At 35.0% G+C, this 26,682-nt stretch carries 22 protein-coding genes; 1 reads left to right on the top strand and 21 read right to left on the bottom strand.

Going from position 1 to position 26,682, the window contains the following annotated elements; translation table 11 throughout:
* Positions 1–228: 228 nt before the first annotated feature.
* From JOD29_RS00575 to citZ, 18 genes are all read right to left on the bottom strand, one after another.
* Positions 229–1,158, bottom strand: a complete 930-nt coding sequence (locus tag JOD29_RS00575) for an S-layer homology domain-containing protein (RefSeq protein WP_124762425.1) — start codon at positions 1,156–1,158, stop codon at positions 229–231.
* A 92-nt stretch (positions 1,159–1,250) separates the two neighbouring features.
* Positions 1,251–3,182, bottom strand: a complete 1,932-nt coding sequence (thrS, locus tag JOD29_RS00570) for a threonine--tRNA ligase (RefSeq protein ID WP_124762427.1) — start codon at positions 3,180–3,182, stop codon at positions 1,251–1,253.
* Positions 3,183–3,607: 425 nt separating this feature from the next.
* Positions 3,608–4,546, bottom strand: coding sequence for a primosomal protein DnaI (gene dnaI, locus JOD29_RS00565; protein ID WP_124762429.1), 939 nt, complete (start codon positions 4,544–4,546; stop codon positions 3,608–3,610).
* Between the two features lies 1 nt (position 4,547).
* Positions 4,548–5,945: a replication initiation and membrane attachment family protein gene (locus JOD29_RS00560; RefSeq protein WP_124762431.1), complete on the bottom strand. Its 1,398-nt coding sequence runs from the start codon at positions 5,943–5,945 to the stop codon at positions 4,548–4,550.
* Between the two features lie 17 nt (positions 5,946–5,962).
* Positions 5,963–6,433, bottom strand: a complete 471-nt coding sequence (gene nrdR / locus JOD29_RS00555) for a transcriptional regulator NrdR (protein ID WP_124762433.1) — start codon at positions 6,431–6,433, stop codon at positions 5,963–5,965.
* A 193-nt stretch (positions 6,434–6,626) separates the two neighbouring features.
* Positions 6,627–7,646, bottom strand: a complete 1,020-nt coding sequence (locus tag JOD29_RS00550) for a glyceraldehyde-3-phosphate dehydrogenase (RefSeq protein ID WP_124762435.1) — start codon at positions 7,644–7,646, stop codon at positions 6,627–6,629.
* 239 nt (positions 7,647–7,885) lie between these two features.
* Entirely contained in the window at positions 7,886–8,479 is a 594-nt protein-coding gene (gene coaE, locus JOD29_RS00545; protein ID WP_124762437.1) for a dephospho-CoA kinase, read from the bottom strand.
* Between the two features lie 14 nt (positions 8,480–8,493).
* The gene (mutM, locus tag JOD29_RS00540; protein ID WP_124762439.1) at positions 8,494–9,366 is read right to left on the bottom strand and encodes a bifunctional DNA-formamidopyrimidine glycosylase/DNA-(apurinic or apyrimidinic site) lyase; all 873 of its coding nucleotides are present in this window, start codon (positions 9,364–9,366) and stop codon (positions 8,494–8,496) included.
* Positions 9,367–9,378: 12 nt separating this feature from the next.
* Entirely contained in the window at positions 9,379–12,006 is a 2,628-nt protein-coding gene (polA, locus tag JOD29_RS00535) for a DNA polymerase I (RefSeq protein WP_124762441.1), read from the bottom strand.
* Between the two features lie 130 nt (positions 12,007–12,136).
* A complete protein-coding gene (locus JOD29_RS00530) occupies positions 12,137–12,568 on the bottom strand; it encodes a DNA polymerase I (protein ID WP_124762443.1) in 432 nt (143 codons plus the stop codon).
* A gap of 587 nt (positions 12,569–13,155) precedes the next feature.
* A complete protein-coding gene (hflC, locus tag JOD29_RS00525) occupies positions 13,156–14,178 on the bottom strand; it encodes a protease modulator HflC (protein WP_124762445.1) in 1,023 nt (340 codons plus the stop codon).
* On the bottom strand, positions 14,175–15,149 hold the full coding sequence (gene hflK / locus JOD29_RS00520; RefSeq protein ID WP_124762447.1) for an FtsH protease activity modulator HflK: 975 nt from the start codon (positions 15,147–15,149) through the stop codon (positions 14,175–14,177). The genes hflC and hflK overlap by 4 nt, the downstream gene beginning before the upstream one ends.
* Before the next feature lie 328 nt (positions 15,150–15,477).
* Positions 15,478–16,926: a two-component system histidine kinase PnpS gene (gene pnpS / locus JOD29_RS00515; RefSeq protein WP_124762449.1), complete on the bottom strand. Its 1,449-nt coding sequence runs from the start codon at positions 16,924–16,926 to the stop codon at positions 15,478–15,480.
* A complete protein-coding gene (locus JOD29_RS00510) occupies positions 16,923–17,636 on the bottom strand; it encodes a response regulator transcription factor (protein ID WP_124762451.1) in 714 nt (237 codons plus the stop codon). The genes pnpS and JOD29_RS00510 overlap by 4 nt, the downstream gene beginning before the upstream one ends.
* A 60-nt stretch (positions 17,637–17,696) precedes the next feature.
* The gene (locus JOD29_RS00505) at positions 17,697–18,134 is read right to left on the bottom strand and encodes a MaoC/PaaZ C-terminal domain-containing protein (protein WP_124762453.1); all 438 of its coding nucleotides are present in this window, start codon (positions 18,132–18,134) and stop codon (positions 17,697–17,699) included.
* 239 nt (positions 18,135–18,373) lie between these two features.
* Positions 18,374–19,315 carry a malate dehydrogenase gene (mdh, locus tag JOD29_RS00500; RefSeq protein ID WP_124762455.1) on the bottom strand — a complete coding sequence of 314 codons (942 nt, stop codon included), beginning with the start codon at positions 19,313–19,315 and terminating at the stop codon, positions 18,374–18,376.
* A gap of 173 nt (positions 19,316–19,488) precedes the next feature.
* A complete protein-coding gene (gene icd, locus JOD29_RS00495; RefSeq protein WP_124762457.1) occupies positions 19,489–20,754 on the bottom strand; it encodes an NADP-dependent isocitrate dehydrogenase in 1,266 nt (421 codons plus the stop codon).
* Between the two features lie 118 nt (positions 20,755–20,872).
* Complete coding sequence (gene citZ / locus JOD29_RS00490) at positions 20,873–21,988, bottom strand: citrate synthase (RefSeq protein ID WP_124762459.1); 1,116 nt, start codon at positions 21,986–21,988, stop codon at positions 20,873–20,875.
* Positions 21,989–22,226: 238 nt separating this feature from the next.
* Between citZ and JOD29_RS00485 the strand changes: the two genes are divergently transcribed.
* Complete coding sequence (locus JOD29_RS00485; protein ID WP_420844538.1) at positions 22,227–23,204, top strand: AI-2E family transporter; 978 nt, start codon at positions 22,227–22,229, stop codon at positions 23,202–23,204.
* Here JOD29_RS00485 and JOD29_RS00480 read toward each other — a convergent pair.
* The 3 genes from JOD29_RS00480 to pfkA all read right to left on the bottom strand — a co-directional run bounded on the left by JOD29_RS00480 (position 23,194) and on the right by pfkA (position 26,669).
* Positions 23,194–23,583: an FxsA family protein gene (locus tag JOD29_RS00480; protein WP_124762463.1), complete on the bottom strand. Its 390-nt coding sequence runs from the start codon at positions 23,581–23,583 to the stop codon at positions 23,194–23,196. The genes JOD29_RS00485 and JOD29_RS00480 overlap by 11 nt on opposite strands.
* A gap of 342 nt (positions 23,584–23,925) precedes the next feature.
* Positions 23,926–25,686 (bottom strand): pyruvate kinase, encoded by a 1,761-nt coding sequence (pyk, locus tag JOD29_RS00475; protein ID WP_124762465.1) that lies wholly within the window; start codon positions 25,684–25,686, stop codon positions 23,926–23,928.
* Positions 25,687–25,709: 23 nt separating this feature from the next.
* The gene (gene pfkA / locus JOD29_RS00470) at positions 25,710–26,669 is read right to left on the bottom strand and encodes a 6-phosphofructokinase (RefSeq protein WP_124762467.1); all 960 of its coding nucleotides are present in this window, start codon (positions 26,667–26,669) and stop codon (positions 25,710–25,712) included.
* Positions 26,670–26,682 lie beyond the last annotated feature (13 nt).

Raw genomic sequence — 26,682 nt, 5'->3', positions numbered from 1 at the left:
TCAATTCAACGTGTAAATACCTGTTAACAGCGTTAGCGTTATAGCAGGTGAGAAGCGGGCAGCCTCTACTTCAACCACAAACTTGTATTCATAACCTAATCAATATTATCATCTAGGTAATTGAATGTCAAATAAATATTTTTCTTATTCAAACTAATTTATCGACGAGATTTATTATACCAATTCATACAATAAAAATAAAGTACTAATTTTGATAAAGTGTCAATTTTATTCCGTTATTTTTTCAAAAGATGTTCTTAATACATCATCTTGTTCATATACAGTTACATTTATTTCCTCACCATTCGTCGAGATTATTCTTGTTGTACCTTCTTTTAATGGTTTTAATAATGCTTGATTCGGAATTGGTGGATAATTATATGCGTATTCTCTTTTAATTTGATCACTTGTATAGGATACAATTTTCACTATGGACTGATCTTCAATAGTAAACTCTGCATTTCTCCAATTATTAAAATACTCTCTAAACGTTAGTCTGCGTAAATTCGTATAATTATCTTTTTGTTCTTGTAACTGATTAATCAGAAGTACAAGTTGTGCACGAGTTACAGGTTTGTTGATTCCATACTCTGTCTCTGATAATCCAGATAGAAGATTGAACTGTTTTAACGTCATGATTTCTATTCCGTGTTGTTTATAAACTTCAGCTACATTTTTATAATTATAATAAATATCTTTAAACTGCAAAGGATTGGAATGCGCACTAATTGACAACAAAGGTACTTTAAATGCATTCACTAAGATTCTTGCCATCTGACCTCTCGTTAAATATTCATTTACCCCAAATTCATAGTAATTATAGCCACCTATAATCAATTCACGAAACATCACATCAATATATGGATAAAATTGATGCGTGCTAGGAACATCCCTAAAATTAGCAAAGTCATCTACATTTTTATAATCCAAACCTGCTGCTACAGCTATCATTTTAGATGCTTGTCCACGTGTTACTTTTTCATATGGATGAAAATAAGGCAAAGTGCTACTAATGGCACCTTGTTCAATCATATTTTCCACTGCTGGGTAAAAATTATCTGATGGTTTTACATCTTTATAATGAACACTTGCATCTGCTGTAGAGTTATTAAATAACAGACTAAAACTAAGTACAACTCCAAAAATTGTTTTTCTCATGATCTTCACCCCACTTACCAATTATACCCTAATTTGTAAGTGGGGACATATACATAAAAAACGCACCGACTAATGTCGATGCGTTTGGTAAATTATTTTGTAATTTCAGTTTTAATGTTAGCTACGAATTCATCAAGTGAAATTGTTTCAGAGTCTTTCGAACCGTAACGACGTACGTTCACTTCATTTCCTTCTACTTCTTTATCCCCTAGAACAAGCATATACGGAATTTTTTTCATTTGAGCTTCACGGATTTTATAACCAAGCTTTTCTTCTCGGTCATCCATCTCAACACGTACGCCTTCTGCTTGTAATTTTTCAACAACATTACGTGCATAGTCATAGTGTACTTCATTCGAAACTGGAATTACTTCTACTTGCACTGGTGCTAACCATGTTGGGAAGGCACCTTTGTACTCTTCAATTAAGAAGGCTACAAAGCGCTCCATTGTAGAAACAACACCACGGTGAATTACAACTGGGCGATGGTGTTTACCGTCTTCTCCGATATATGTTAAATCGAACCGTTCTGGTAATAAGAAGTCAAGTTGAACTGTTGATAATGTTTCTTCTTTACCGATTGCAGTTTTTACTTGAACATCTAGTTTTGGACCATAGAATGCAGCTTCGCCTTCAGCTTCAAAATAGTCTAATCCTAAGTCATCCATTGCTTCTTTTAACATACTTTGCGCTTTTTCCCACATTGCGTCATCATCAAAATACTTTTCTTTATCTTGTGGATCACGGTAAGATAGGCGGAATTTATAGTCATTTAAATCAAAATCTTTATAAACGTCTAAAATCAATTCAACAACACGTTTGAATTCTTCTTTAATTTGGTCTGGACGTACGAAAATGTGTGCATCATTTAAAGTCATTCCACGTACACGTTGTAAACCTGAAAGTCCACCTGAACTTTCATAACGATGCATTGTTCCTAATTCACCAATACGAATTGGTAAGTGGCGGTAAGAATGCATAGATGATTTATAAACCTCCATATGATGTGGACAGTTCATTGGACGTAATACCAATGTTTCGTTATCCATTTCCATTGGAGGGAACATATCTTCTTGATAGTGATCCCAGTGACCAGACGTTTCATATAAAGTTTTTGAACCTAATACCGGTGTATAAACATGTTTGTAACCAAGGCGCACTTCTTTATCGACGATATAGCGTTCAATTGTACGGCGGATTGTCGCACCATTTGGTAACCAAAGAGGTAAACCTTGACCTACAGTTTGAGACAAAGTAAATAATTCTAATTCTTTACCAATTTTGCGGTGATCACGTTCTTTTGCTTCTTCAAGCATTTGAAGATGATGTTTTAAATCTTCTTTATTGAAGAATGCAGTACCGTAAATACGTTGAAGCATTTTATTATCTGAGTTACCACGCCAGTAAGCACCAGCTAATGATAATAATTTAAACTCTTTTAATTTACCTGTTGAAGGTACGTGAATACCGCGGCATAAATCAAAGAAATCACCTTGATAATAAATCGATACTTGTTCATCAGCTGGAATTGCTTCAAGTAATTCTAATTTATATTCATCACCGATTTCCTCGTAAATTTTTTGCGCTTCATCACGAGTAACATTTTTGCGATCAATCTCTATATTTTCAGAAATAATTTTTTTCATTTCTTTTTCAATTTTCGGAAGATCCTCTGCTGAAATAGGAGTTGGTGAATCGATATCGTAGTAGAAACCCCCTTCAATTACTGGACCAATTCCTAACTTTACATCTGGGAATAAACGTTTTACAGCTTGAGCTGTTAAATGAGCAGTAGAGTGACGTAAAATTTCAAGAGCTTCCTCTGATTTTGGTGTAATAATTTCGATTGCGCCATCTTCTTCGATTGGTGTTTTTAAATCAATTAGTGTTCCATTTAACTTACCAGCAAGAGCTTGCTTTTTAAGACCCGGGCTAATAGATCCAGCAATATCTGCTGTTGATGTACCGCGCTCAAATTCCTTTATAGCACCATCTGGGAAAGTTAATTTGATTACTTCTGACATGTTAGTATCTCCTTTATTGGTTAATTAAAATAAATTACAAAACCTTTGTTAGATGCCACGCATAACAAGAACAATTACCCATATTAATTATTGGAATCTTGCCATAAACAAAAAAGCGCCATCCCTAATAAAAGGGACGACGCGTATGCTCGTGGTTCCACCCTTCTTCCTTCCGAGTATACACTCAGGACGAAGCTCTAGGTCGGTTAACGTACCGATTCAACGTTGATGGATTATCCCCATCAATGCTCCAAGGTAGTAAAGGTTGCGATCGTACTAGGAAGCTTTCAGCCAAGGCCTCCCTCTCTTCAAGTCGTATCACAAACTTGTTGTCCTCTTCAAAGCAAGTATATAGATAAATATTTACATTGAAAGTATACGCTCGAATTCACGGAAATGCAACTGCAATCTCCAAAATTCGATTACTATCGTCTACGGTTTGACCCACCCATTTGAATTGGAATCGTAATTGCTTTAATACGTTCCATAATTCGGGCTGCTTTTACTACTTCAACATCACCGCGCGATGATTGTGCTAAATGATGCTCTAATCCAGTATAGTCAAAATTCGATGTAATAAACGTAGGTAATTGCTCACTCATACGATAATGTAAAATTGTACCGAGAATTTCATCGCGCGTCCAGCTTGATATTGTTTCAGCACCAATATCATCTAACATGAGAACTGGCGCTTTTTTCACATAATCCACTTTCTCTTGTAATGATTGATCTTGGATTGAATTTTTCATTTCACGGAAAAACTCTGGGACAAAGACCACTACAGATCTAACTTTTAAGGTTGCTAATTCATTTGCTATTGCGCCTAATACAAATGATTTACCAACACCAAATTCACCATATAAATAAAAGCCTTTTGAAGGTAATTCACCTGTACTTTTATATTGTGCTATAAAATCAGCCGCTTTATTCGCAATATCGATTCGTGATCTATTGTCAATCTGTAAGTCTTTTAACGTTGCTTGAAGAACATCCTTTGGCATATGCATGCTTGAAATCATATCCTCAACGATTCGACGCTCATCTTCAATCATTTTTTGCTCACAACGCTCATATTCCACATCAATTAAATTATGAGAAATCACAAGTTTAGGAACAAATCCTTTTAAATAATTTGTACATTGTTCTGTTGTACCACATTTACAGCAAGACGTAGATTGACTGATATATTCATGCAACCTAGGCAAACTTCGATCAACCATTTCTTTATTAACAACTTTGTCATTGGCCGCTAAGAATTTTTGTACTTGCTCATTTTCTAAAATTTCTTGACGAATAGCATTATAGCGTTGTTGAAATGATGGTACTTGTATTGTTCTTTGTAATGCTTTATTAATTGGTTCGATTTTATTTCACCTGCCCATCTTCTACGCCTAATTTTTGCAATATTTTTTGGCGCTCTTGTTCAAAATCAATAGCGGAGTTTTCCGACTGTTGTTCTTCTTCAGTTTTTGGTTCATTTCGCTTATAGAACCATTCTGGAACTTGTTCTTCTCTTCTTGTATTTTTACGATTCGACTTTTTATAGACAGCCGAGTTGGGTTGCTGTTTATTGTCGTTTTCATTTTTCCATTGAACGTATTGATCGCGCTCAGTACGTGCAAGTTCCATTGCTTCTTTTGCTGTTTTTAAGTTTTTACGAATCCAATGATCTGCAATTCTTTCAACATACTTTCTTGGCAACTTCATATCTGTGGTAAGCATGACATACTCAAGTAGTACATTCACGACACCGACTGGCATCCCGTGCTTAAGGATTAAATCATCTGCTAATTCAACCGATGAAGTTAGCGGTTCTTTCCCATTATTAATATCCCTTAAGACTTGAATTGGTGGTGTCTTTTCTAAATATTGAAGAAGTTCTTGCTCTTTCGTAAGAGTTTGAGACTGTTGCTCTTGCTGTAGCTCTCTAGGCTGATTAAATGTTTTCTCCAATTTTGGTGCGTCTTTTGAAACAGTCAATTTATAAAAATCGGCTGCTGCTTTTCTTAGACGTTCACGAGATATATTCATTTGATCATCAAGCGCTAATATGACTACCTTTTGCATATCTAAAGGTGTTAGTTGATATAAAAACGCAAGCTTTGCAATACTTTCTTTTATTTCAACAGTTATTGAACTAGAAGGTATAAGTTGTTCGGACAAACCTGACATTAATAAGTTGAAATCAAAAGAAGCATAATAAAACGGGTAATTTTTTATAGATTTATTCCCTTCATGTCCCAAAAGATCTTGTGGAACATTTGTATGCACTGGTTTATAAACATCAATAAAGGTGCGGGAAACCTCTTGGTATGCTTGTTTATGATCCGGTTTAATAAATCGTTTTCTTAACTTCCGATATGCTTGCTCGCCAATTTTACTAAATAAAAACATCGATAATAAAGGATCATCAAAGAAAGAAGTTGCATCTAATGGCCTAACCAATTCATAAATAAAACTTCGACCATTTTCTTGATCTTTTCGCCAAGTACGAAGTAATCCAATGGCCTCGAGAGCAATACGCGCTTCAAACACTTTTCCGATTGACATGTCTAACACATTCATTAAATGGTAATGTGTAAACAATGTATTTGTAGAGTCTTCACCCTCCGCCCACAATGTTAAAAATAAACTAATTGGTTCCGGCCCCGTTAAAGGTTGGTAAAATAGCGTAATTAATTGTCGTTCATTGGTCGATAATGAATGAGGGAGTTGGATTTCAAAATGATCCAGTGGTTGTACTTCTTTATACAAATGAACCATTTTATCCCTCCTAATTTTTATTTTCTCTCATCTGACTGACGTTGAAGTAATTCTTTTAGTTCAGAGATAAATACACTTATATCTTTAAACTGTCTATATACAGAAGCAAATCGAACATATGCCACTTCGTCGATTTGTGCGAGCCTGTCCATCACCATTTCGCCAACTTCCTCAGAATGAACTTCCGCATTGCCTAAACGTCTTAAATCTTTTTCGATTGACATGACCATTTCATTTAACGTTTCTAGCGGTACTGGCCTCTTTTCACAAGCTCGAATTAGTCCGCGCAATACTTTTTCTCGACTAAATTCTTCGCGTGAACCTCCTTTTTTAACAACAATTAAAGGAGTTTCTTCAATTTTTTCAAAGGTTGTAAATCGAAAACCACAAGATTCACATTCACGCCTTCTCCGAATTTCTTTATTATCATCAACTGGTCTTGAATCAATTACACGTGTACCGTTGAATTGACAAGCTGGACATCTCATAAAATTCACCTGATTCAATCTTTTTATTTCATTATAACAAATTTATTTCCCATAGAAACAACTCTATGGTTTATGTAGAAGTTCATTTTAATATATTTATTATAATTTAGCGAATATAAAAGAAAAAAGGCAGAGAATCCTCTACCTTTTTAAGAATATTAATTACGATTTAACTAAAATTGTTAAAACTATCTTATACCACTACTTTTTCTAATTCTTTCACAACTTTTTGCATTAAGTCAACGACACGTGCTGAGTAACCCCATTCATTATCATACCAAGCAAGTACTTTAACTTTTCTAGAACCAATTACCATCGTTAAAGGTCCATCTACCGTTGAAGAATAAGTTGTTGTATTATAATCAGTTGAAACTAATGGTTCAGTTGTAAAGTTTAAGATTCCTTTAAGTGGGCCTTCTGCTGCTGCTTTGAATGCACCATTTACTTCTTCCACAGTAACATCTTTTTCTAAATCTACCACTAGGTCAACTAATGAAACATTAGGTGTTGGTACACGTAATGCCATACCGTGTAATTTACCTTTTAACTCAGGTAACACTAAAGATAATGCCTTTGCAGCACCTGTTGAAGTAGGTATAATTGATTGAGCACATGCGCGTGCACGGCGTAAATCTTTATGTGGATTATCAATATTTTTTTGGTCATTTGTATAAGCATGAACAGTTGTCATTAATCCACTTTCAATACCAAATGTATCATTTAAGACTTTTGCTACAGGAGCTAAGCAGTTTGTTGTACATGATGCATTGGAAATAACATCATGTTTACTAATATCAAGTAGCTCATCATTAACACCCATAACAATTGTAATATCTTCGTTTTTACCAGGTGCAGTTAAAATTACTTTTTTAGCACCCGCTTCAATATGCATTGCAGCTTTATCACGTTCGTTAAATTTACCTGTCGCTTCAATTACTAAATCAACACCTAATTGTTTCCATGGTAATTGTAATGGATCACGTTCACTAATAAGTTGTACTCGCTTACCATTAACAATTAGTGCGTCTTTTTCTACAACAACAGTACCATCGAATATACCGTGATTTGTGTCATACTTAATTAAATGTGCTAACGTTTCAGCAGGGTAACTTGCATTAATTGCCACAACATCTAGATTATCTTGTACGATTGCTTGTCGGAAAACCATACGACCGATTCGGCCAAATCCATTAATAGCAATAGAAACTGTCATTATAAAATATCCTCCCGTTTATAACGAATTAATTATGATTACTTTTCTCCCAATTAGTATAGCACATTATCGAAAAAGGTGAACATAATATTAAGGTAAATAAAAAGTTATTATTTTCTGAAAACAACATCGATTCAAGATATATCCGACCTAACATTAGTGTTTAAAAAATAAAAAGCCGTTACACATTAGTATAACGACCTTCATTTCAATCATAGATTAGAAAATTTTCCTCTGTACTATAAAACATTCCAATTTTTTAAAATCGTTTCTAATTGCTTTTTGGTTTCCTCAAAAGTGGAATTGTTATTAACTACAGCGTCTGCACCTTGTTCTTTTATAGATATAGGCAATTGAGTACTAATTCGAGCAACTGCCTCTTCTTTACTTAATTGATTACGATCCATTAATCTTTTTAATTGAATTTCCTCAGTAACTGAAACAACTAAGATTTTTTCTACAAAGTGTTGAAGTTTGCTCTCAAATAACAGCGGGATATCCATAATCACAGTTTTTTCTCCATTTGCAATATATTCATCACGTCTACGTAGCATTTCTTGGCGTATAGCAGGATGAATAATATCATTTAACATCTTTCTTTTCGTTTCATCATGAAAAATAAGGGATCCTAATCTCCCACGATTTAAATGACCGTCATCGGTTAGAATATCTTGTCCAAAGACTTCAGCAATTTTTTTTAAGACAGGAGTTCCGGGTTCAACAACCTCCCGCGCAACTAAATCTGCGTCTACAATTGGTAAGCCATATGCTTTTAACATATTAGCCACTGTACTTTTTCCACTTGCAATACTTCCAGTTAATCCAATAATCATTTATTAAACACACCTTAATGTTGACACTTTGGGCAATAAACGGACGTTCGCCCTGCAATTGTCATAGATTTCGTATTCGAACTACAATTAGGACAGATCTTTTTTCCATACATTTTTAAACGATGTTGCATTCCTCCAGCCTCGCCATTGATATTTCGATAATCCGAAATAGTTGACCCTCCCATTTCTATACTTTCTAATAAGATTGTACGAATGGTTTCAAAGAGCTGAACTTTTCTTTCTTTACTAATACGACTAGTTTTTCTGCCTGGGTGAATCCCCATTTTAAATAATGCTTCCGTTGCATAAATATTGCCGCATCCAGAAATAACATGACCATCCATGATTACTTCTTTTATTGGCTTATTTAGATATTTCGGTAGCTCACATTTTTTTAAGAAGTGTTCGCAAGCACTTTCATCAAACGGTTCAGGTGCCATTTGAAGTAATGGTGGGTGATCTTCAATACTAGAAATGAATCGCATCTCACCAAATCGACGTATGTCCGAAAATACAAGTAATTCTCCTGATGTTAAATAGAATATAGCATGTATATGTTTTCGAAATTTCCCCTCTGTTATTTCATTTAGATGTTGTACAACGAACCATGCACCCGTCATTCCTAAATGATTAACAAATAAATAGGATTGTCCACCTTTTTCAACCTCAAAATAAATATATTTAGCCCTGCGAATTACTTTTTTGATTTTCATGCCACTCATTACTTGTTCAAAAGTTTGGGGTTCTATATTTTTTACTATGCATTGCTTTCCTTCAGCAAAGGATTGATAGATTGTATTTGAAAATTCAACCCGATCAATTGTCTTCCCTTCAATCGTTGGAGCGAGCGCCCGAACGACTCCTTCAACCTCTGGTAATTCAGGCACGTGATCACTCCCTTACTTCGCTTCGTACCAAGTGTCACCATAAGAGAAATCTACCTTTAAAGGAACTGCTAACTCAATGGCATTCTCCATTACTTCTGGTACTATGCGTTCTAAAATTTCAATCTCTTCTTTAGGTGCTTCTAAAATTAATTCATCATGTACTTGAAGAAGTAGCTTCGATTTTAATCCTTCTTTTTTCAATCGTGCATCCATATCAATCATTGCTTTTTTAATAATATCAGCCGCACTACCTTGAATTGGTGTATTCATTGCAGTTCGTTCAGCAAAACTACGTAAATTAAAATTCGAGCTTGAAATATCAGGCAAATAACGACGTCGATTAAGGATAGTTGTAACAAACCCTTTTAATTTTGCGTCTTGGACAATTGTATCCATATATTCCTTTACGCCTGGGAAGCTTTGTAGGTACTTATCAATAAATTGACCCGCTTCTTTTCGTGTAATATTTAAGTTTTGAGATAATCCATAGTCACTAATTCCATAAACAATCCCAAAGTTTACAGCTTTTGCGGCACGACGCATATCTGATGTTACTTCATCTGCTGGAACGTGAAATACATCCATGGCTGTACGAGTATGAATATCCATTCCTTGTTTAAATGCATCAACTAAATTTTCATCATTCGACATATGAGCTAATACTCTAAGTTCAATTTGTGAATAATCGGCAGAGAATAATACCCACCCCTGATGAGATGGTACAAATGCTTGACGTATTTTTCGTCCTTCTTCCAATCTGATTGGAATATTTTGCAAGTTTGGATTTGTTGAACTTAGTCGTCCTGTTGAAGTAAGTGCTTGTTGGAAAGTTGTATGCACCTTACTATCCTCTGGATGAACTTCCTTTGTTAACCCTTCGATATACGTTGAGTTTAATTTTGCTAATTGTCGGTATAACAAAATATGTTTTACAATATCATGCTCTGATTCTAACTTTTCAAGTACATCTGCAGCTGTGGAATATCCAGTCTTTGTTTTCTTAATAACTGGTAATTCAAGTTTTTCAAATAAAATAACACCTAATTGTTTAGGCGAATTAATATTGAATTTTTCCCCAGCTAATTCGTAAATTTCCTTTTCGATTACGACTAGCTTTTCTGTAAGTTCTTGTCCCATTTTTTCTAGAGTACTAATATTTACACGTATACCTTCACTTTCCATTTTTCCTAATATAGAAGCTAACGGCAATTCTAGTTCTTTATATAAGTTATATTGTTCATTTTCACTAAGTTTATCTTCTAATGTCGGTTTAAGTGTCCACACAGCAAGAGCTTTTCTTGCAACATGTTCTGCAAGGACCTCTATCGATGGAACTGCCCATTTTGCCCCTTTGCCATAAATAACTTCATTAGATTGAACATCACGATAACCAAATTCATTGGCAAGGACCGCAACATCCTCTCCAGAAATTGCAGGATTTACAATATAAGAAGATAGTAACAGGTCAAAGGAAACACCCTCTATAAAAATACCATAACGTTGTATAGCAGCTTGTGCTACTTTACTGTCAGATAAGTATTTCTCTTTTGTTGCATCTTCTAGCCACAGTCGTAATGGTTCACTTTTGGCTGCAACATCAAAAGGAACAAACAAATTGCTCTCACCATTAGATAAACCAATCCCCAAAACTTTACATGTATGATAATGATCATTTTCAAGCTCTACATGAACAGCCATTTGGTCCTTTAATAAATCTGTTGAAACTTCATCAATAATTGAAAAAGAGATCTCTTTTGTTTCATGTACTTGACTTTGGAACTCACTTTTTTCAATTAACGATTTAAATGAAAGTTCTTGCCATACATTAAGTACTTCTTCTTCATTTGGTCCTGGGTAGGCTAAATCATTTAATGTAATAGTAATTGGTGCATCCGTATTAATTGTAGCAAGCTGTTTGCTTAATTTCGCTTGCTCTTCGTTCGCTACCAATTTCTCTTTCATTTTAGAAGCTTTCATGCCTTCAATTTGGTCATATAAATTCTCAACAGTTCCATACTCTTTTAAAAGTTTTATGGCTGTTTTTTCTCCAACCCCAGGAACTCCCGGGATATTATCAGATGTATCCCCCATTAAACCTTTCATATCGATAATTTGATTTGGTGTTAATCCATATTTTTCTTCGATATGACTCGGTGTATAGTGTTCTATGTCTGTCATCCCTTTACGTGTGATGTAAACGTTAATACGATTAGATGCCAGCTGCGTTAAATCCTTATCTCCCGAAACAATGACGACATCAAAATCTTCTTTCTCCGCACTTTTTGCTAAAGTACCAATAATATCATCAGCTTCATACATTTCGAGTTCGTAGCGTTTAATTTGATAGGCATCAATTAATTTGCGTAGGTAAGGAAACTGCTCAGAAAGTTCAGGTGGTGTCTTTTGTCTGCCACCCTTATATTCTTGAAAAGATTCATGACGGAATGTTGTTTTTCCTGCGTCAAATGCAACAAGCATTTTCGTTGGTTTTTCTTCTTCTAAAATCTTTTGTAACATTGTGGTAAAACCATATACAGCATTTGTATGGATTCCACCTTCGTTCGTAAGTAAAGGTAATGCAAAAAATGCACGGTATGCTAAGCTATTTCCATCTAATAGCAATAACTTTTCTTTTGTCATTCAAATAACTCCTCGTAATTGGTATGTAATTAATTACCCTTTTGCTTTAACTTTAGCTTGAAAGGAACTTTAATTCCATTATAAAACACGTATTCATCGTAAAACGACAAATACGTGTTATTATTTTCATTTATTTGGATTTGATTGTATTTTTAGATAGGTTTTTATAAAAAATTTCTTCATAAATAACAGTGAGTAGGAATGCATTAATGAATGCAAAAACTAAATATAGAGGCATTCCACCAAGATTATACGACATCAGCGATCTGAAAAATACTTCAATCGCACCTACTTGGGCAAAGAAAAAAATCATTCCTATTCCAACTTGCCACATTGGTCGTTGGTCTTTTCTCTCTTGGAACTTAAGCACTTTTTTAAAGCTGCTTCTTACATTTTCTGAAATTAGTAGTGTTAAAGGGAATAATATAATAAACATTACTGGAATATTGAAGATTTCCACTTTCATCCAAGAGTATGGTGTTGGACTATATAAAGCAGTCATCGAACAAGACATAACAAACGCTAATAGTAAATTTTGGATACATTTATTCAAATTTTGCATCAACAACCATCCCTCTCTTTTTAGATTAATAGAATAAACACTGCCTATTTATTATAACAAGAATTATATTAATATAAAGTAGTAAATATTGTTATTGACAGAGTAATAAGAGAATTTTCGTAAATAAAAATAAAGAGACTGGGACAAATCCAAAAAACATCAGTTTCTCAAAATGAGAAACTGATGTTTTTTTGCTGTTAATTCTAATAATGAATCCTATTAAGTATCCGGTGAGAGCGGACTAAGAGGCCAACACGACGTTGGTCATGGGAGCGATGCCACAGGACGTGGCGCTTTCGCTCCCCACACAAGCCGCAAAGCCACGTAGTACGTGTCTTTACGACTTGTCTTTGTGCTTTGTGAAAGGTCCGCTCACATAAAATTTGTCCTTCTAAACCTTCCGAAAACTGGCGCGGCTTACAGTGGTAGGCCGCAGTTTTTCGGAGAATGGCTAACAGTTATTGCTCTCAAACTGTAAAATATCAATATCTTACTAAAAATAATAGTGGCTTTCCTTAATAATTCTACTTATGTCCCGGCCTCTTAACAATGAATCGATTATTAATTTACTTTACTGTAGCTTTAATTTAGTCCAAAGAACCGGATAAAATTTGTGCGTATGGTGAATCGGAAGGTAAAATAATGACAGTATCATCACCGATCGTTTTCTTATAAGATTCAAGTGTTCTGTATAACTCATAAAATTCAGGGTCTTTCGAAAATGCTCTATTATAAACCTTAGCTGCTTCGGACTCTCCAGCAGCAATAATTAAAGATGCTTCTTTATCTGCAGTAGCAAGTAACTCTTTTACTTGTCGATCCGTTTGTGCTTCTATTCTACGCTTTTCTGCATCTCCTTCAGATAAATACTTTTGAGCAATCGATTCACGCTCTGAAATCATACGAGTATAGACAGATTGCTCATTTTCTTCTGGTAAATCAGTTCGACGAATACGCACGTCTACCACTTCAATCCCATAGTTATCTTTTGTTAATAACTCATTTACTTTTTGCGTTACTTGGTCATTAATACTACCACGTGAGGAATTTTCATCATTAATGATGTCATCATAATTTAATTGACCAAGCTCAGTACGAATAACGGAGTAAATAAATTCCTCCATTCGGGATTCCGCATTTACTAATGATCGAGCGTTTGAAATTAAAGCTTTAGGATCAGTTACGTGCCAAACTGCATAGTTATCAATGATAATACGTTTTTTATCTAATGTATTAATTTCTTCTTCTGTCATGTCATAAGTCATTAAATTTTTAGGTAAAGTTGTTACACTTTGAATAAAAGGAATTTTGAAATGTAGTCCTGGTTCTTTTTCGTATCTTACGACTTCACCAAATTGCCGTACGACTTTATATTCGTTCTCTTTCACAACATAAATATTTGCAACAATAATAATCAGTACTGCAAAAATTGCTGTTAAAAGAATTGCTGATTTTCCCCATTGGCGAAGATTAACGGGTTTTTTCCCTTTCTCAATCTTCACATCTTGAATGTTAGATATTTTATTCTTTTTTGGCTTCTTCTCACCAAAAAGTCCACGGACAAATTTCTCTAAATCACCGTCAAATTGGTTATTATTGTTGTTACTCATTGCTTAGCACTCCCTTCAGTAGAATTCTCTTCAGCTGTCTTTGGTGCTGAATTTACTGTTGGCTGTAGCGGTAAATACTTTAATGTTTCACCATCATCGTTCATGATATAGATTTGTGCATTCGGCAAGACATTCTCAAGTGTTTCTAAAATTAATCGTTGACGTGTAATTTCTTTGTTACCACGATACTGTTCGTATAATTTATTGAATACTTCAACCTCCCCTTGAGCCTTTTGGATACGGGAAACTTTTTCCCCTTCTGCCCTTGAAATAATCGCATCTTTTTCCCCTTGAGCTTCACTCAATTGTTTGTTTTCATATTTTCTTGCTTCATTTGTCTTTGTATTTTTAGTTTCTCTTGCATCTGTCACTGCAGTAAAAGCAGCACGAACTTCTTGGTTTGGTAATTCAACATCTTGAAGTTTTACTCCTAGGATACTGACCCCAATATCATACTTATCAACTAAAGTGACAAGTAGATCTCTTGTACTTGCTTCAATTTCTGCTTTTCCATCTGTCAAGGCTTCGTCAATAGTAGAACTACCAATAATCGAACGAATAGCACTCGATGTGGCATTATGTAGTATTTCCTTTGGATTTTGTGCGTTAAATAAATATTTTTCAGGTTCTGTAATCTTCCATTGTACAACTAAATCTGTTAAAACAATGTTTTCATCTCCAGTAATCATCTTTGTTTCATCATCATATGCAATCAGTTCTCCGTCTTCAGTTTGTTCATATCCAAACTGTAAACTAAACGTTTCTTTCGACAATACTTCCACCTTTTGAACAGGCCAAGGTAATTTGAAGTGCAACCCAGCATCAGTGATCGTCTCATCTGCTCGACCAAAGGTGATCACAACCGCCTGTTCTGATTCATCTACTGTGTACCAAGTTGAAAATACCGATATAAGTAAAATAATAGCTAGGATCCCTAATCCAGTAATAGTTAAAGTTCGTTTAACACTCATATTGTTCCCCCTATCAAACTTTTTGTAAAACTTTTGTAATCTTATGCTTATCTACGTAACAAATACGAAAAGGTTTCAAAAAATCCATCTTTAGTAATCATTAGAATGGAAGCTTTATAAAACTCATGACACATTCTTGTTAAGCTGATAAGACACTTTTGTTATGCGGTGTCAAAAAAAAATAGCGAACTGAATATCGTTCGCTATCTTAGACTAAATGTCTATGCACTATGCTAATTATTAAATCTGAAACAGGGGGGTTTCTATTAACTACTATATTCGGAAAATATGAAGTTAGTATCACAGTTATGTTAATGTATTGTTAAGTTTACAACTTGTGAATAGGGATAAATACTTTCATACAGCTACCCTTTCCAACAGTACTTTCTACATAAATTTTCCCATGATGAGCCTCTACTAAATGCTTCACAATAGCCAGACCCAGACCTGTCCCACCAGAGTTACGACTTCGAGCCTTATCAACGCGATAGAATCGTTCAAAAATACGTGCGATTTCAGTTTTTTCTATTCCAATTCCCTGATCTTGTACTTCAACAATTCCATATTCATCGGTGTATTTAATTCGTAATGTAATCGTCGTATCCTCCGGTGAATACGTAATGGCATTCGTGATTAGGTTGGTGAAAATTTGCATTAACCGATTAGCATCACCATTAACCATTACATCTCTTTTGATATCTACAGCAAATTGCATATTCTTTTCATCCATCCTTGGGCTTGTCAGTTCTACTGCACGAATCAGTACTTCCTGTAAGCTTGTAGGACTAAATGAAATTGTATATCCCTGTCTTTCGATTTTTGATAACTCAAGTAAGTCTTGAATTAGCATTTGTAGACGATTACTTTCTTGGTAAATAATATCTAAAAATGAAAGCAACATCTTTTCATCCTTAAAGGCACCATCTAACAATGTCTCAGAAAATCCTTTAATAGATGTAATAGGCGTACGCAACTCATGTGATACGTTTGCAACGAAGTCCTTCCTTACTTGCTCCAGACGAACAAGTTCAGAGATATCATGCATGACAATTACGACACCAAGCCATCTACCATGCTCTCCTACTACTGGTGCACCATAGATTTGCTTATAAAAGATTTCTTGATCGACGACAACCTCTATTTGTTTTCTATAGGGAAGTTCAGTTAAAAATACATGATCAATAAACTTTTCAATTTCTTCCGGTAGCCCTAAAGTTAAAAAACTTTTCCCTCGAACTTCCTCTAATGTTAACTCAAATTCATCTAAAAATTTACCATTTACTATGGACACATTTCCTTCACGGTCAATCATAATGAGTGCACTACCCATATTTTCTATTAGTGTTTTTAATCGTTCTTCTTCGATTTCACGCATTTTTACCATCTCTTGTAGATTTCGCGCCAAGATATTAATGGAATTTCTTAACTCAACAATTGAAAGTGGTCCATTTGCATATGCTCTAGCTCGATAATTTCCTTTTGTAAGTTCACGAGCAGTTTGGGTAACATTATCAATTGGGTCAAGTAAATTTCGAAATAGTTTATAGGCAACGAAACTAATTAAAAGAAAACTAACAATCAATAAAAAAGATAATGCAATAATAAATTGTGCATTGTAATAGTCAATTTCATTTTTACTTAAATGAAACCCACCAAGTTCTAAGTACTTTTCCAAATAGAATGGAAAAAGCTGACCTAAGACCATGCCAAGGACAGCTAAAATCGAACCTGTTAACAATATGAAGAATAGAAAAAATCGATTACTGAAGGTTTTCATATGTTTTTCGGCTCCTCAAATTTATAGCCTATTCCACGTATTGTTTTAATAAACTTCGGTTTACGAGTATTTTCTTCTATTTTATCTCGCAAATGGCTTATGTGTACATCTACGATTCGAGTATCACCTGCAAAATCATAATTCCAAACTGCACTTAATAATTGGTCTCGAGTCAAAACACGATTTTTATTTTCTAGTAAATACACAAGCAGTTCAAACTCTTTAGGAGTAAACTCAAGTGGTATATTGTCTAAGAAAGCTTCAAAGCGTTCTGGGAATACCTGTAGATTATCGTAAAGATAAAAATTTTTTCCCGTCTCTTCCTCTTCCGGAATTGTAACTGAAGTAAAACGTCTTAACACTGCCTTTACTCGAGCAATAACTTCCCGAGGACTAAAGGGCTTTGTCATATAGTCATCTGCTCCAAGTTCTAAACCTAATACTTTATCGAATTCGTCATCACGAGCAGTCAGCATGATAATTGGAATGTTTTTCTTTAGGCTTCGTAATTCTTTACATACTTCCATTCCATCCATCGTTGGTAACATTAAATCTAGAATGATTAAGTCTGGTGTTTTTTCGATTGCCATTTCAAACCCAACTTTTCCGTCATGAGCTAGCAATACTTCAAAGCCTGCTCGTTCAAGGTTATACTTTAACAACGTTGCGATTGAAAATTCGTCTTCTACGACTAGTATTGTTTTTTCCATAAAAGAATCCTCCAAATATTGATTTGAAACCCCCATTTCAAACCTAGTAAAGGAAAAATATTACACTGGAGGCATTACTTTAAAGACGCCCTCAATTATTTGCTGTTTTTCTTCGTTAAGTGCTGTGACAAAGACATCCACAATATTTTCAACGGTATTTATTTGCTGAACTTCAAGTAATACTTCAATTGTTTCATAATGATACACCGGCAATAAATAAGATATATTTTGCTCTAGTATATATGAACCTGGACCCGGTAAATGTTTGGAAATAGCAGAAGTAATAATGCCATTAAGCATGATTACTGGTACAATTGGTTTCTTGAATGAAGTTTCTGCTGCGTAATCATGTTGAATAAATAATGGATTACTATCATTTGTGAGTCCTAAATATAATAGCAAATCTTTATCTTCAATCTTTTCAGTTAAGTTTAACCTTTCACCAACAGAAAGCTCATCTATCTTTTTACCAATTTTAGTACCCTTTCGTAACAACAATTGAGCAACCCCTTTATTGTTAGATTAACTTTATAGTAACAATTTTTTCTGAAAATAACAATAAAGAAAAGGGGGACCCATTCTTCTGAGAAGTCTCGGTTTAAACACACATCTTAGTGGATTATCAACATGATCAATTCGAAGAAGTATAGTCACACCCAAAAACATTTAGTTGGAACTCTTCAAGTAACAAAAACAAAAAAATCGAGCAAGGTTGTCCCTGCTCGTTCTTAAGCGGATTATTCTAGTACTCCCATTACCGACCGCACAGCTTCAGCTGATTGATCTAGAGCAGCTTTTTCGTCATTAGTTAATTCTAGTTCAAAGATTTTTTCAATACCGTTTGCACCTAGTAATGTTGGAACCCCTAAATAGATGCCTTCGTAACCATACTCACCTTCTAAATAGGCAATTGAAGGTAATACACGTTTTTGATCTTTAATAATAGCCTCTGCCATTTCGACTAACGCAGCAGCAGGAGCGTAGTAAGCGGATCCATTACCTAATAGGTTTACAATCTCTCCACCGCCAACACGTGTGCGTTGAACAATTTCTTCTAATCGTTCAGAAGGAATTAAAGTCTCCAATGGAATACCACCCGCATAGGAATAACGAGTAAGTGGAACCATTGTATCGCCATGTCCCCCTAATACAAAACCTTTAATATCTTTAACTGAAATGTTTAATTCTTCAGCAACGAATGCACAAAAACGAGCTGTATCAAGTACACCTGATTGACCTATTACCCTGTTTTTTGGAAAGCCCGTTTCTTTGAAAACTGTATAAGACATGGCATCCACCGGGTTGGTTAAAACTAGGATGATTGAATTTGGCGAATACTTAGAAATTTCAGATGCCACTGACTTCATTACTTTTTGATTTATTTGAACTAAATCATCTCGGCTCATCCCAGGTTTTCGAGCAACGCCAGCAGTAATAATGACTAGATCAGAATCAGCAGTGTCTTCATAATTCGAAGTACCTCTTACATGAGAATCAAAGCCTTGTACTGGAGCAGCTTCCCACATGTCAAGAGCTTTCCCTTTTGTAGGGTTTTCAGCTTGCGGAATGTCTACTAACACGACGTCTCCAAGTTCTTTTTGTGCTGCTAAAAATGCTGCAGTAGCACCCGTAAAACCAGCACCAATTACAGAGATTTTTTTACGTTTCAAATTTGTCATTTGAGTACGCTCCTTTGATTTAGGTTGTAAGAATGAAGAGAAATTTAAAGAGGAAGATGCATAAAGCACTTCCCCTTTTAATCAATTATATTTTGTTACTTTCATTCACTAAAATCAAATATTTAGCACTCAAAACTAATAATTTCAATCAATATAAATAATTATATTGTAAATTAAAGGTTTTTGATTAATTCATTAGCAAATTCAGAACATGCAACTTCTGTAGCACCTTCCATTAAACGAGCGAAGTCATAAGTTACTACTTTAGAAGAGATTGTTTGTTCTACAGATTTAGTAATTAAATCTGCAGCTTCTTGCCATCCTAAGTGTTCAAGCATTAATACACCTGAAAGAAGTACTGAAGATGGGTTAACTTTGTCAAGACCAGCATATTTTGGAGCTGTTCCGTGAGTTGCTTCGAAAATAGCATGTCCAGTTACGTAGTTGATGTTAGCTCCTGGAGCGATACCAATACCACCAACTTGTGCAGCTAGTGCATCAGAAATGTAGTCACCGTTTAAGTTCATTGTAGCTACTACGTCGAACTCTCTTGGACGAGTTAAAATTTGTTGTAAGAAGATATCAGCGATAGAATCTTTTACGATAACTTTACCAGCAGCTTCAGCATCAGCTTGTGCTTTATTTGCAACTTCTACGCCTTGTTCTGCTTTAATGCGATCGTATTGTTCCCAAGTGAATGTTTGATCACCGAATTCTCTTTCAGCTAGTTCATAACCCCATTTTTTGAATCCACCTTCTGTGAATTTCATGATGTTACCTTTGTGTACTAAAGTAACAGATGGACGATTATGTTTGATTGCATATTCGATAGCTGAACGTACTAAACGTTCTGTACCTTCTTTTGATACTGGTTTAATACCGATACCTGAAGTTTCTGGGAAACGGATTTTATTAACACCCATTTCAGTTTGTAAGAAGTTGATGATTTTTTTAGCATCTGCAGATTCTGCTTCGTATTCAATACCAGCATAGATATCTTCAGTGTTTTCACGGAAAATAACCATATCTACATCTTCAGGACGTTTAACTGGAGATGGTACACCGTCGAAGTGACGTACTGGACGTAAGCAAACATATAAGTCAAGTTGTTGACGTAATGCTACGTTTAAAGAACGAATTCCGCCACCGATTGGAGTAGTAAGAGGTCCTTTAATTGCGATTAAGTATTCATTGATTTTATCTAAAGTTTCTTGTGGTAACCATTCACCTGTTTGGTTGAATGCTTTTTCACCTGCAAGAACTTCTAACCATTCGATTTTCTTTTCGCCATTATATGCTTTTTCTACTGCTGCATCAATTACACGAGATGCTGCTGCCCAGATATCTGGACCAATTCCGTCACCTTCAATGAAAGGAATAACTGGATTGTTTGGTACGTTTAATACGCCGTTTTCTACTACAATTTTACCGTTAGTCATGAATGTTGCCTCCTATATTCACAAGCCTAGGACTGTGTATTATAATGTTCAGCTAGCATTTTAGCCGGATGAACATTATTTAAACACAGTCCCAGACAATTTTAACATATTTTATAAATTATCGTTCATCAACTGGGACATATTTTTGCATACCAGGTCCAACGTATTCTGCACGTGGACGAATCAGACGGTTATTTGCATATTGCTCTAAAATATGTGCTAACCAACCAGATGTACGCGAAACTGCAAAAATCGGTGTGAATAAATCATGTTCAATGCCTAGTGAATCATAAACTGAAGCAGAGAAGAAGTCTACGTTCGCAGGTAGATTTTTTTGTCCTACTACCATGTCATGAATTTTCACAGACATTTCGTAAAGTTCTGGTTTACCTGTTAATGCTGTAAGTTTTTCAGACATTACACGTAAGTGTTTTGCACGTGGGTCTCCTTTACGATATACACGGTGACCGAATCCCATAATTTTTTCTTTGTTATCTAATTTGTTTTGAACATATGATTCAACGTTCTCAATTGAACCAACTTCAGATAACATTTTCATAACTTGCTCATTTGCACCACCATGAAGTGGTCCTTTTAATGCGCCAATTGCAGCTGTAATACCAGAATACACATCAGAAAGTGTAGCTACACAAACACGCGCTGTGAATGTTGAAGCATTTAATTCATGGTCAGCATGAAGTACTAATGCTTTATTGAAAGCTTCAATTTCGATTGGTTGTGGATCTTTTCCATGTAACATATATAAGAAGTTTGCAGCATATCCTAATTCAGGTTTTGGTGCAACTGGTTCTAATCCTTTACGGATACGAGAGAACGCAGTAACAATCGTAGAGATTTTCGCTTGTAAGCGAATTGCTTTACGATAGTTTGCTTCTGGTGTCATTTCGTCAGCTTCATCATCAAATACCCCTAATAATGATACTGCTGAACGTAATGCAGCCATTGGATGCACTGTATTTAATGGATAAGCCTTAAATTGATCAATAATAGCTTGTGGAATTTCAGCATTTTCAGCAAGTTGTTGCTTTAATTCAGCTAATTCATCTGCTTTTGGTAGACGAGTATGCCATAAAAGATAGATTACTTCTTCAAATGAAGCGTTATCTGCTAAATCGTCAATGTTATACCCTACATATGTAAGTGTGTCATCGATGATTGAACTAATTTTCGACTCTGCCGCTACAATACCTTCTAAACCGCGAGTTGCTGTCATAAAAATCGCTCCCTCTTAATTTTTTTCGTTTGTAAGTGCTTTCTTTTTTTCTCAGACACTTAGAATGTTTGCTCATATAAACCTATAAGTTAATCGCTTACATTTGTTATTATAATCAATTTTGACGGCTTTGTGAATGAAATTACTAGAAATAACAAAAATCTTGATTTTAAAATAAAAAATCCGCCCAAAAGAGAATTATTAGATATGAACGAGAGTGAAAATATCAAAAATAGAGGTGAATAATTTGAAAACTAATAAAATTGGCGAATTCTCATTCAAAAGTCTGACGAAGTATTTGGTATTAACATTATACTTTTTGATTTTATGGATGGTTTTACCAATCTCTTTAGCAATATTTTTTGCATATCTGTTATTTCCAGTGGTGGACTTTTGTCATAAGCGATTAAAACTACCATACATATTAAGTGCCATTACCATATCTATATTAATTTTCCTTATCACTTATTCATTTTTTTATATAACTCTTCAAAGCATAATTTCAATTTACCCGGAAATAACAGAACAAGTAAAAGAGTTACAACAAGTTATTAATCATAGTAATTTAATTGTATTTGATTCTATTTTTAATAAATCAATTTCTTTAATTGATTCAGCAATAATGGGCATTGGAAACTTTCTACAAGATGTTATTCAATATTTAATAGAAATGTTTATATTTATCGTTGCATTTTACTTTTCATTATTTGAGTCAAAAAAGAATCGATACTGGTTTTTCATCTATGTGCCAAAGAAATATCGTCAGGAATGGAAAAATTACTTCACGAAAGGGACTAGTTTATTAAGTTATTTTATTTTTGTGGAATTTCAATTATTTATTATCACATTTTTTATACTAAGTTGTGGACTAGCATTACTACAATTCGAACATCCAATTAATAAAGCTTTTCTCATTTCATTAGCTGATAGTCTCCCATTCTTTGGAATTGGTTTGTTTTTGATTCCGATTTCCATTTACTTTTTTGCAGTCGGAGAAAGTTTTATCAGTGTATCAATCATAATATTATATATATTTATACTAATTACCCGACAAATTGTTGAGTCTATGCTGTGGGCATCGACATTCCATATTCGCACTGTCCATACTTTCTTTATAAGCGCAGCTTCAATCTTACTATTTGGGATTTATGGAATTATCCTCAGTCCATTTTTAATATTAATCGTTGTCAAGCTAAAGCAGAAGTCTACTTATTGATAATAATGACTTGATCATTTTTCATCCTGTTACGGATCCAATTATATATAACTGGTTTAAACCATTTACGTGTAATCGGAAATAGCAAAGAAAACCCTAAAAGATCTGTAAGGAAACCTGGAAATAATAATAGAACTCCTCCAAGGAAAACCAGAAACGTATCAATCATCGCTACACCTGGTGGATTACCGTTTGCAATACTTTGATTCATATTTTGAAAAGATTGAACTCCTTGTTTTTTTGCAACGTAAATTCCAACAATGCTTGTTAATAGTATTAATAGCAAAGTATTAACAACACCCAGCCAATTACCTACAATGATAAAAGTAGCGATCTCTGCTAAAATTACAGCCACTAAACTAACAATGATCTTTCTCAAGTAGTGTCCCTCCTATTCATTACTTTATTCATACGAAAAGTTAGGTGAAAAGTTTCGTAATCATATTAAGTGCTAACAATAAAATCGCTTTTTTCAGAAAACAAACAAAAAAATAAAAAGAATTTGCGTAGTTCTCCCAAGGAAACAACAAGCCAAGTTTAGCAACCGTTATGTGTTGCAACGAGAAAATACAAGCCCTGTAGTTGGACAAGAAGTTGCCGTAGCCGTAACTTCTTTCACTTTCTACAAGCCATGGTTCTCGTTTGGCTCTCTTTCCTGGCGAAGAATCGCGAATTCTTTTTATTAATACCTATTTTCTATTAATAAAGATAAACATGTTAATTAAAGTACACTTGCATGACCTTTATATATTACACCAGTTTCGGCATCCATTGTAATTTCTTGACCGTGACGAATTAATGTTGTTGCTTCTTTAACTCCTACAATAACCGGAATTCCTAAACTTAATCCAACAACAGCGGCATGGCTCGTTAGTCCACCCTCTTCGGTGATAATCCCAGCACATTTCTCAATGACTGGCATCATTTCTCGATCTGTTCCTACAGTTACTAAAATGCACCCTTCTGTATCATATGCTGCAGCTTCTTCAGCGTTTTTGACAACGACTGCATTTGCAACAACTGATAATTTACCAACCCCTTGACCTTTTGCTAATAGATCACCGATTACATGGACTTTCATTAAGTTGGTTGTACCTGCTTCTCCGACTGGAACACCAGCAGTTATAATAACAACATCTCCGTGATCCACGTACTGGTATTTTAATGATTCATCAACGGCTAATTCTAAGATTTCATCAGTTGTTTTAACGTGATGTGTCACAATTGGAGTAACACCCCAAACAAGTGTTAACTTTTGTGCAGTTGATATAGAATCAGTAATAGCAATAATTGGTACACCAGGTCGATATTTAGCAATCATTTTTGCTGTTGTTCCACTCGATGTTGGAGCTAAGACAGCTTTTACTCCTAAATTAATAGAGGTATAGGCAACAGCTTGTGAAAGCGCCTCAGTCATTGTAGTTCCTTTTTCTTTACTACGTTTTGCAACAATAGAACGATAATCTAATGAGTTTTCAGTGTACTCTGCAATGTTGTTCATCGTGCGTACTGATTCTATTGGATAAAGACCAGCTGCTGTCTCCCCAGAAAGCATAATAGCATCTGTCCCATCAAAAATTGCGTTTGCGACGTCACTTGCTTCCGCACGAGTAGGACGTGGATTTCGTTGCATAGAATCTAGCATTTGCGTTGCAGTAATAACAGGTTTGCCCACACTATTACATTTTTTAATTAATTGCTTTTGCACTAATGGCACTACTTCAGCAGGTATTTCAACCCCTAAATCTCCTCGAGCAACCATTAAACCATCAGATACTTCGATAATATCATCAATATTATCAACACCCTCTTGGTTTTCAATTTTAGGGATTATTTGGATATGACTACCGCCATTTTGTTCTAGAAGTTCACGAATCTCTAATACATCTTTTGGTGTTCTAACGAAAGAAGCTGCAATAAAATCAACACCTTGTTCAATTCCAAAAAGGATATCCTGTGCATCCTTTTCTGTTATACCTGGAAGCTTAACGGATACTCCCGGTACATTAACACCTTTTTTATTTTTTAACACGCCAGCGTTTTCAACAATCGTATGAATTAAGCCTTTTTCGTTGTCTTTTGCAAGTACTCTAAGCTCAATTAAACCATCATCTAATAAGATTTTATCGTTTTGATCAACATCATCAATTAATTGATTGTAAGTTACAGAAAAACTATTCTGATCTCCAACAACTTCTGTCATGGAAATATCAATTACTTGTCCCGATACAAGATGTAATTCTCCATTTTCCATAGTATGAGTACGAATTTCAGGTCCTTTTGTATCTAGTAAAATTCCAACTGTTTTATTTAGCTTTTCTGCAACATCACGAATTGTTGCAATCCGAACTGCATGCTCTTCATGTGATCCATGTGAAAAATTTAAGCGTGCTACATTCATTCCAGCTTTTATTAGTTCTGCTAGAATTTCTGGTGACTCACTTGCAGGTCCAATTGTACAAACTATCTTTGTTTTTCTCATATTTTTCTCTCCGTTTTCCATAATTATATAGAAAGTTCTTTTGATAAAGTATATAAACTAACATCAGCCTTATGTTTATTGTTGAATACGTCATCCAAGTCGTAATCATAAATTTGATGATTTTTTATGCCAACTGCACGTCCACTTTTACCTTCAAGCAGAACTTCTACAGCTTTAGCTCCTAATCGACTTGCCAGTACACGATCCCTCGCAGTAGGAGAACCTCCACGTTGAATATGACCAAGTACAGATACTCGCGTCGTAATTCCAGCTTTTTCTTTCAACAATTTTGCTAGGTCATTAGCTGATATAGCCCCTTCAGCAACAATAATGATACTATGCTTTTTACCCCGTGCTTCCCCTTGCTTCATTCTTGCAATAATTTCATCTAGATTATACTCTTCTTCAGGAATAATAACTGATTCTGCTCCTGCAGCAAGTCCAGCCCATAGTGCAATATCTCCTGCATTTCTTCCCATTACTTCCACAACAAAAGAATTCTCATGGGATGTTGCCGTATCGCGGATTTTATCGATTGACTCAATTACTGTATTGATGGCTGTATCGAATCCAATTGTATACTCCGTTCCAGGAATATCATTATCAATTGTTCCAGGAACGCCTACACAGGGAAACCCTTTTTCAGTTAATGCTTTTGCACCTCGGTAAGAACCATCTCCCCCGATCACAACTAAAGCTTCAACGCCAGCCTCTTTCATTTTTTCTAACCCTTGAAGTTGATATTCATTTTGTTTAAATTCTGGACAGCGAGAAGAAAATAGTTTTGTCCCACCACGTTGGATAATGCCACCAACAGAGCCTAAATTCAGCAATTCCATTTTACCATGAATAAATCCTTCATAGCCGTGAAATATTCCCATAACTTCGACGCCATGGAAATTTGCCTTACGAACGACTGCGCGAACTGCAGCATTCATCCCCGGTGAATCTCCTCCACTTGTTAATACAGCAATTCTCTTCATCGGTCTAACCCTC

The organism is Lysinibacillus composti, assembly GCF_016908465.1.
GTDB lineage: Bacteria > Bacillota > Bacilli > Bacillales_A > Planococcaceae > Ureibacillus > Ureibacillus composti_A.
This window is presented reverse-complemented; position numbering and strand designations above follow the sequence as displayed.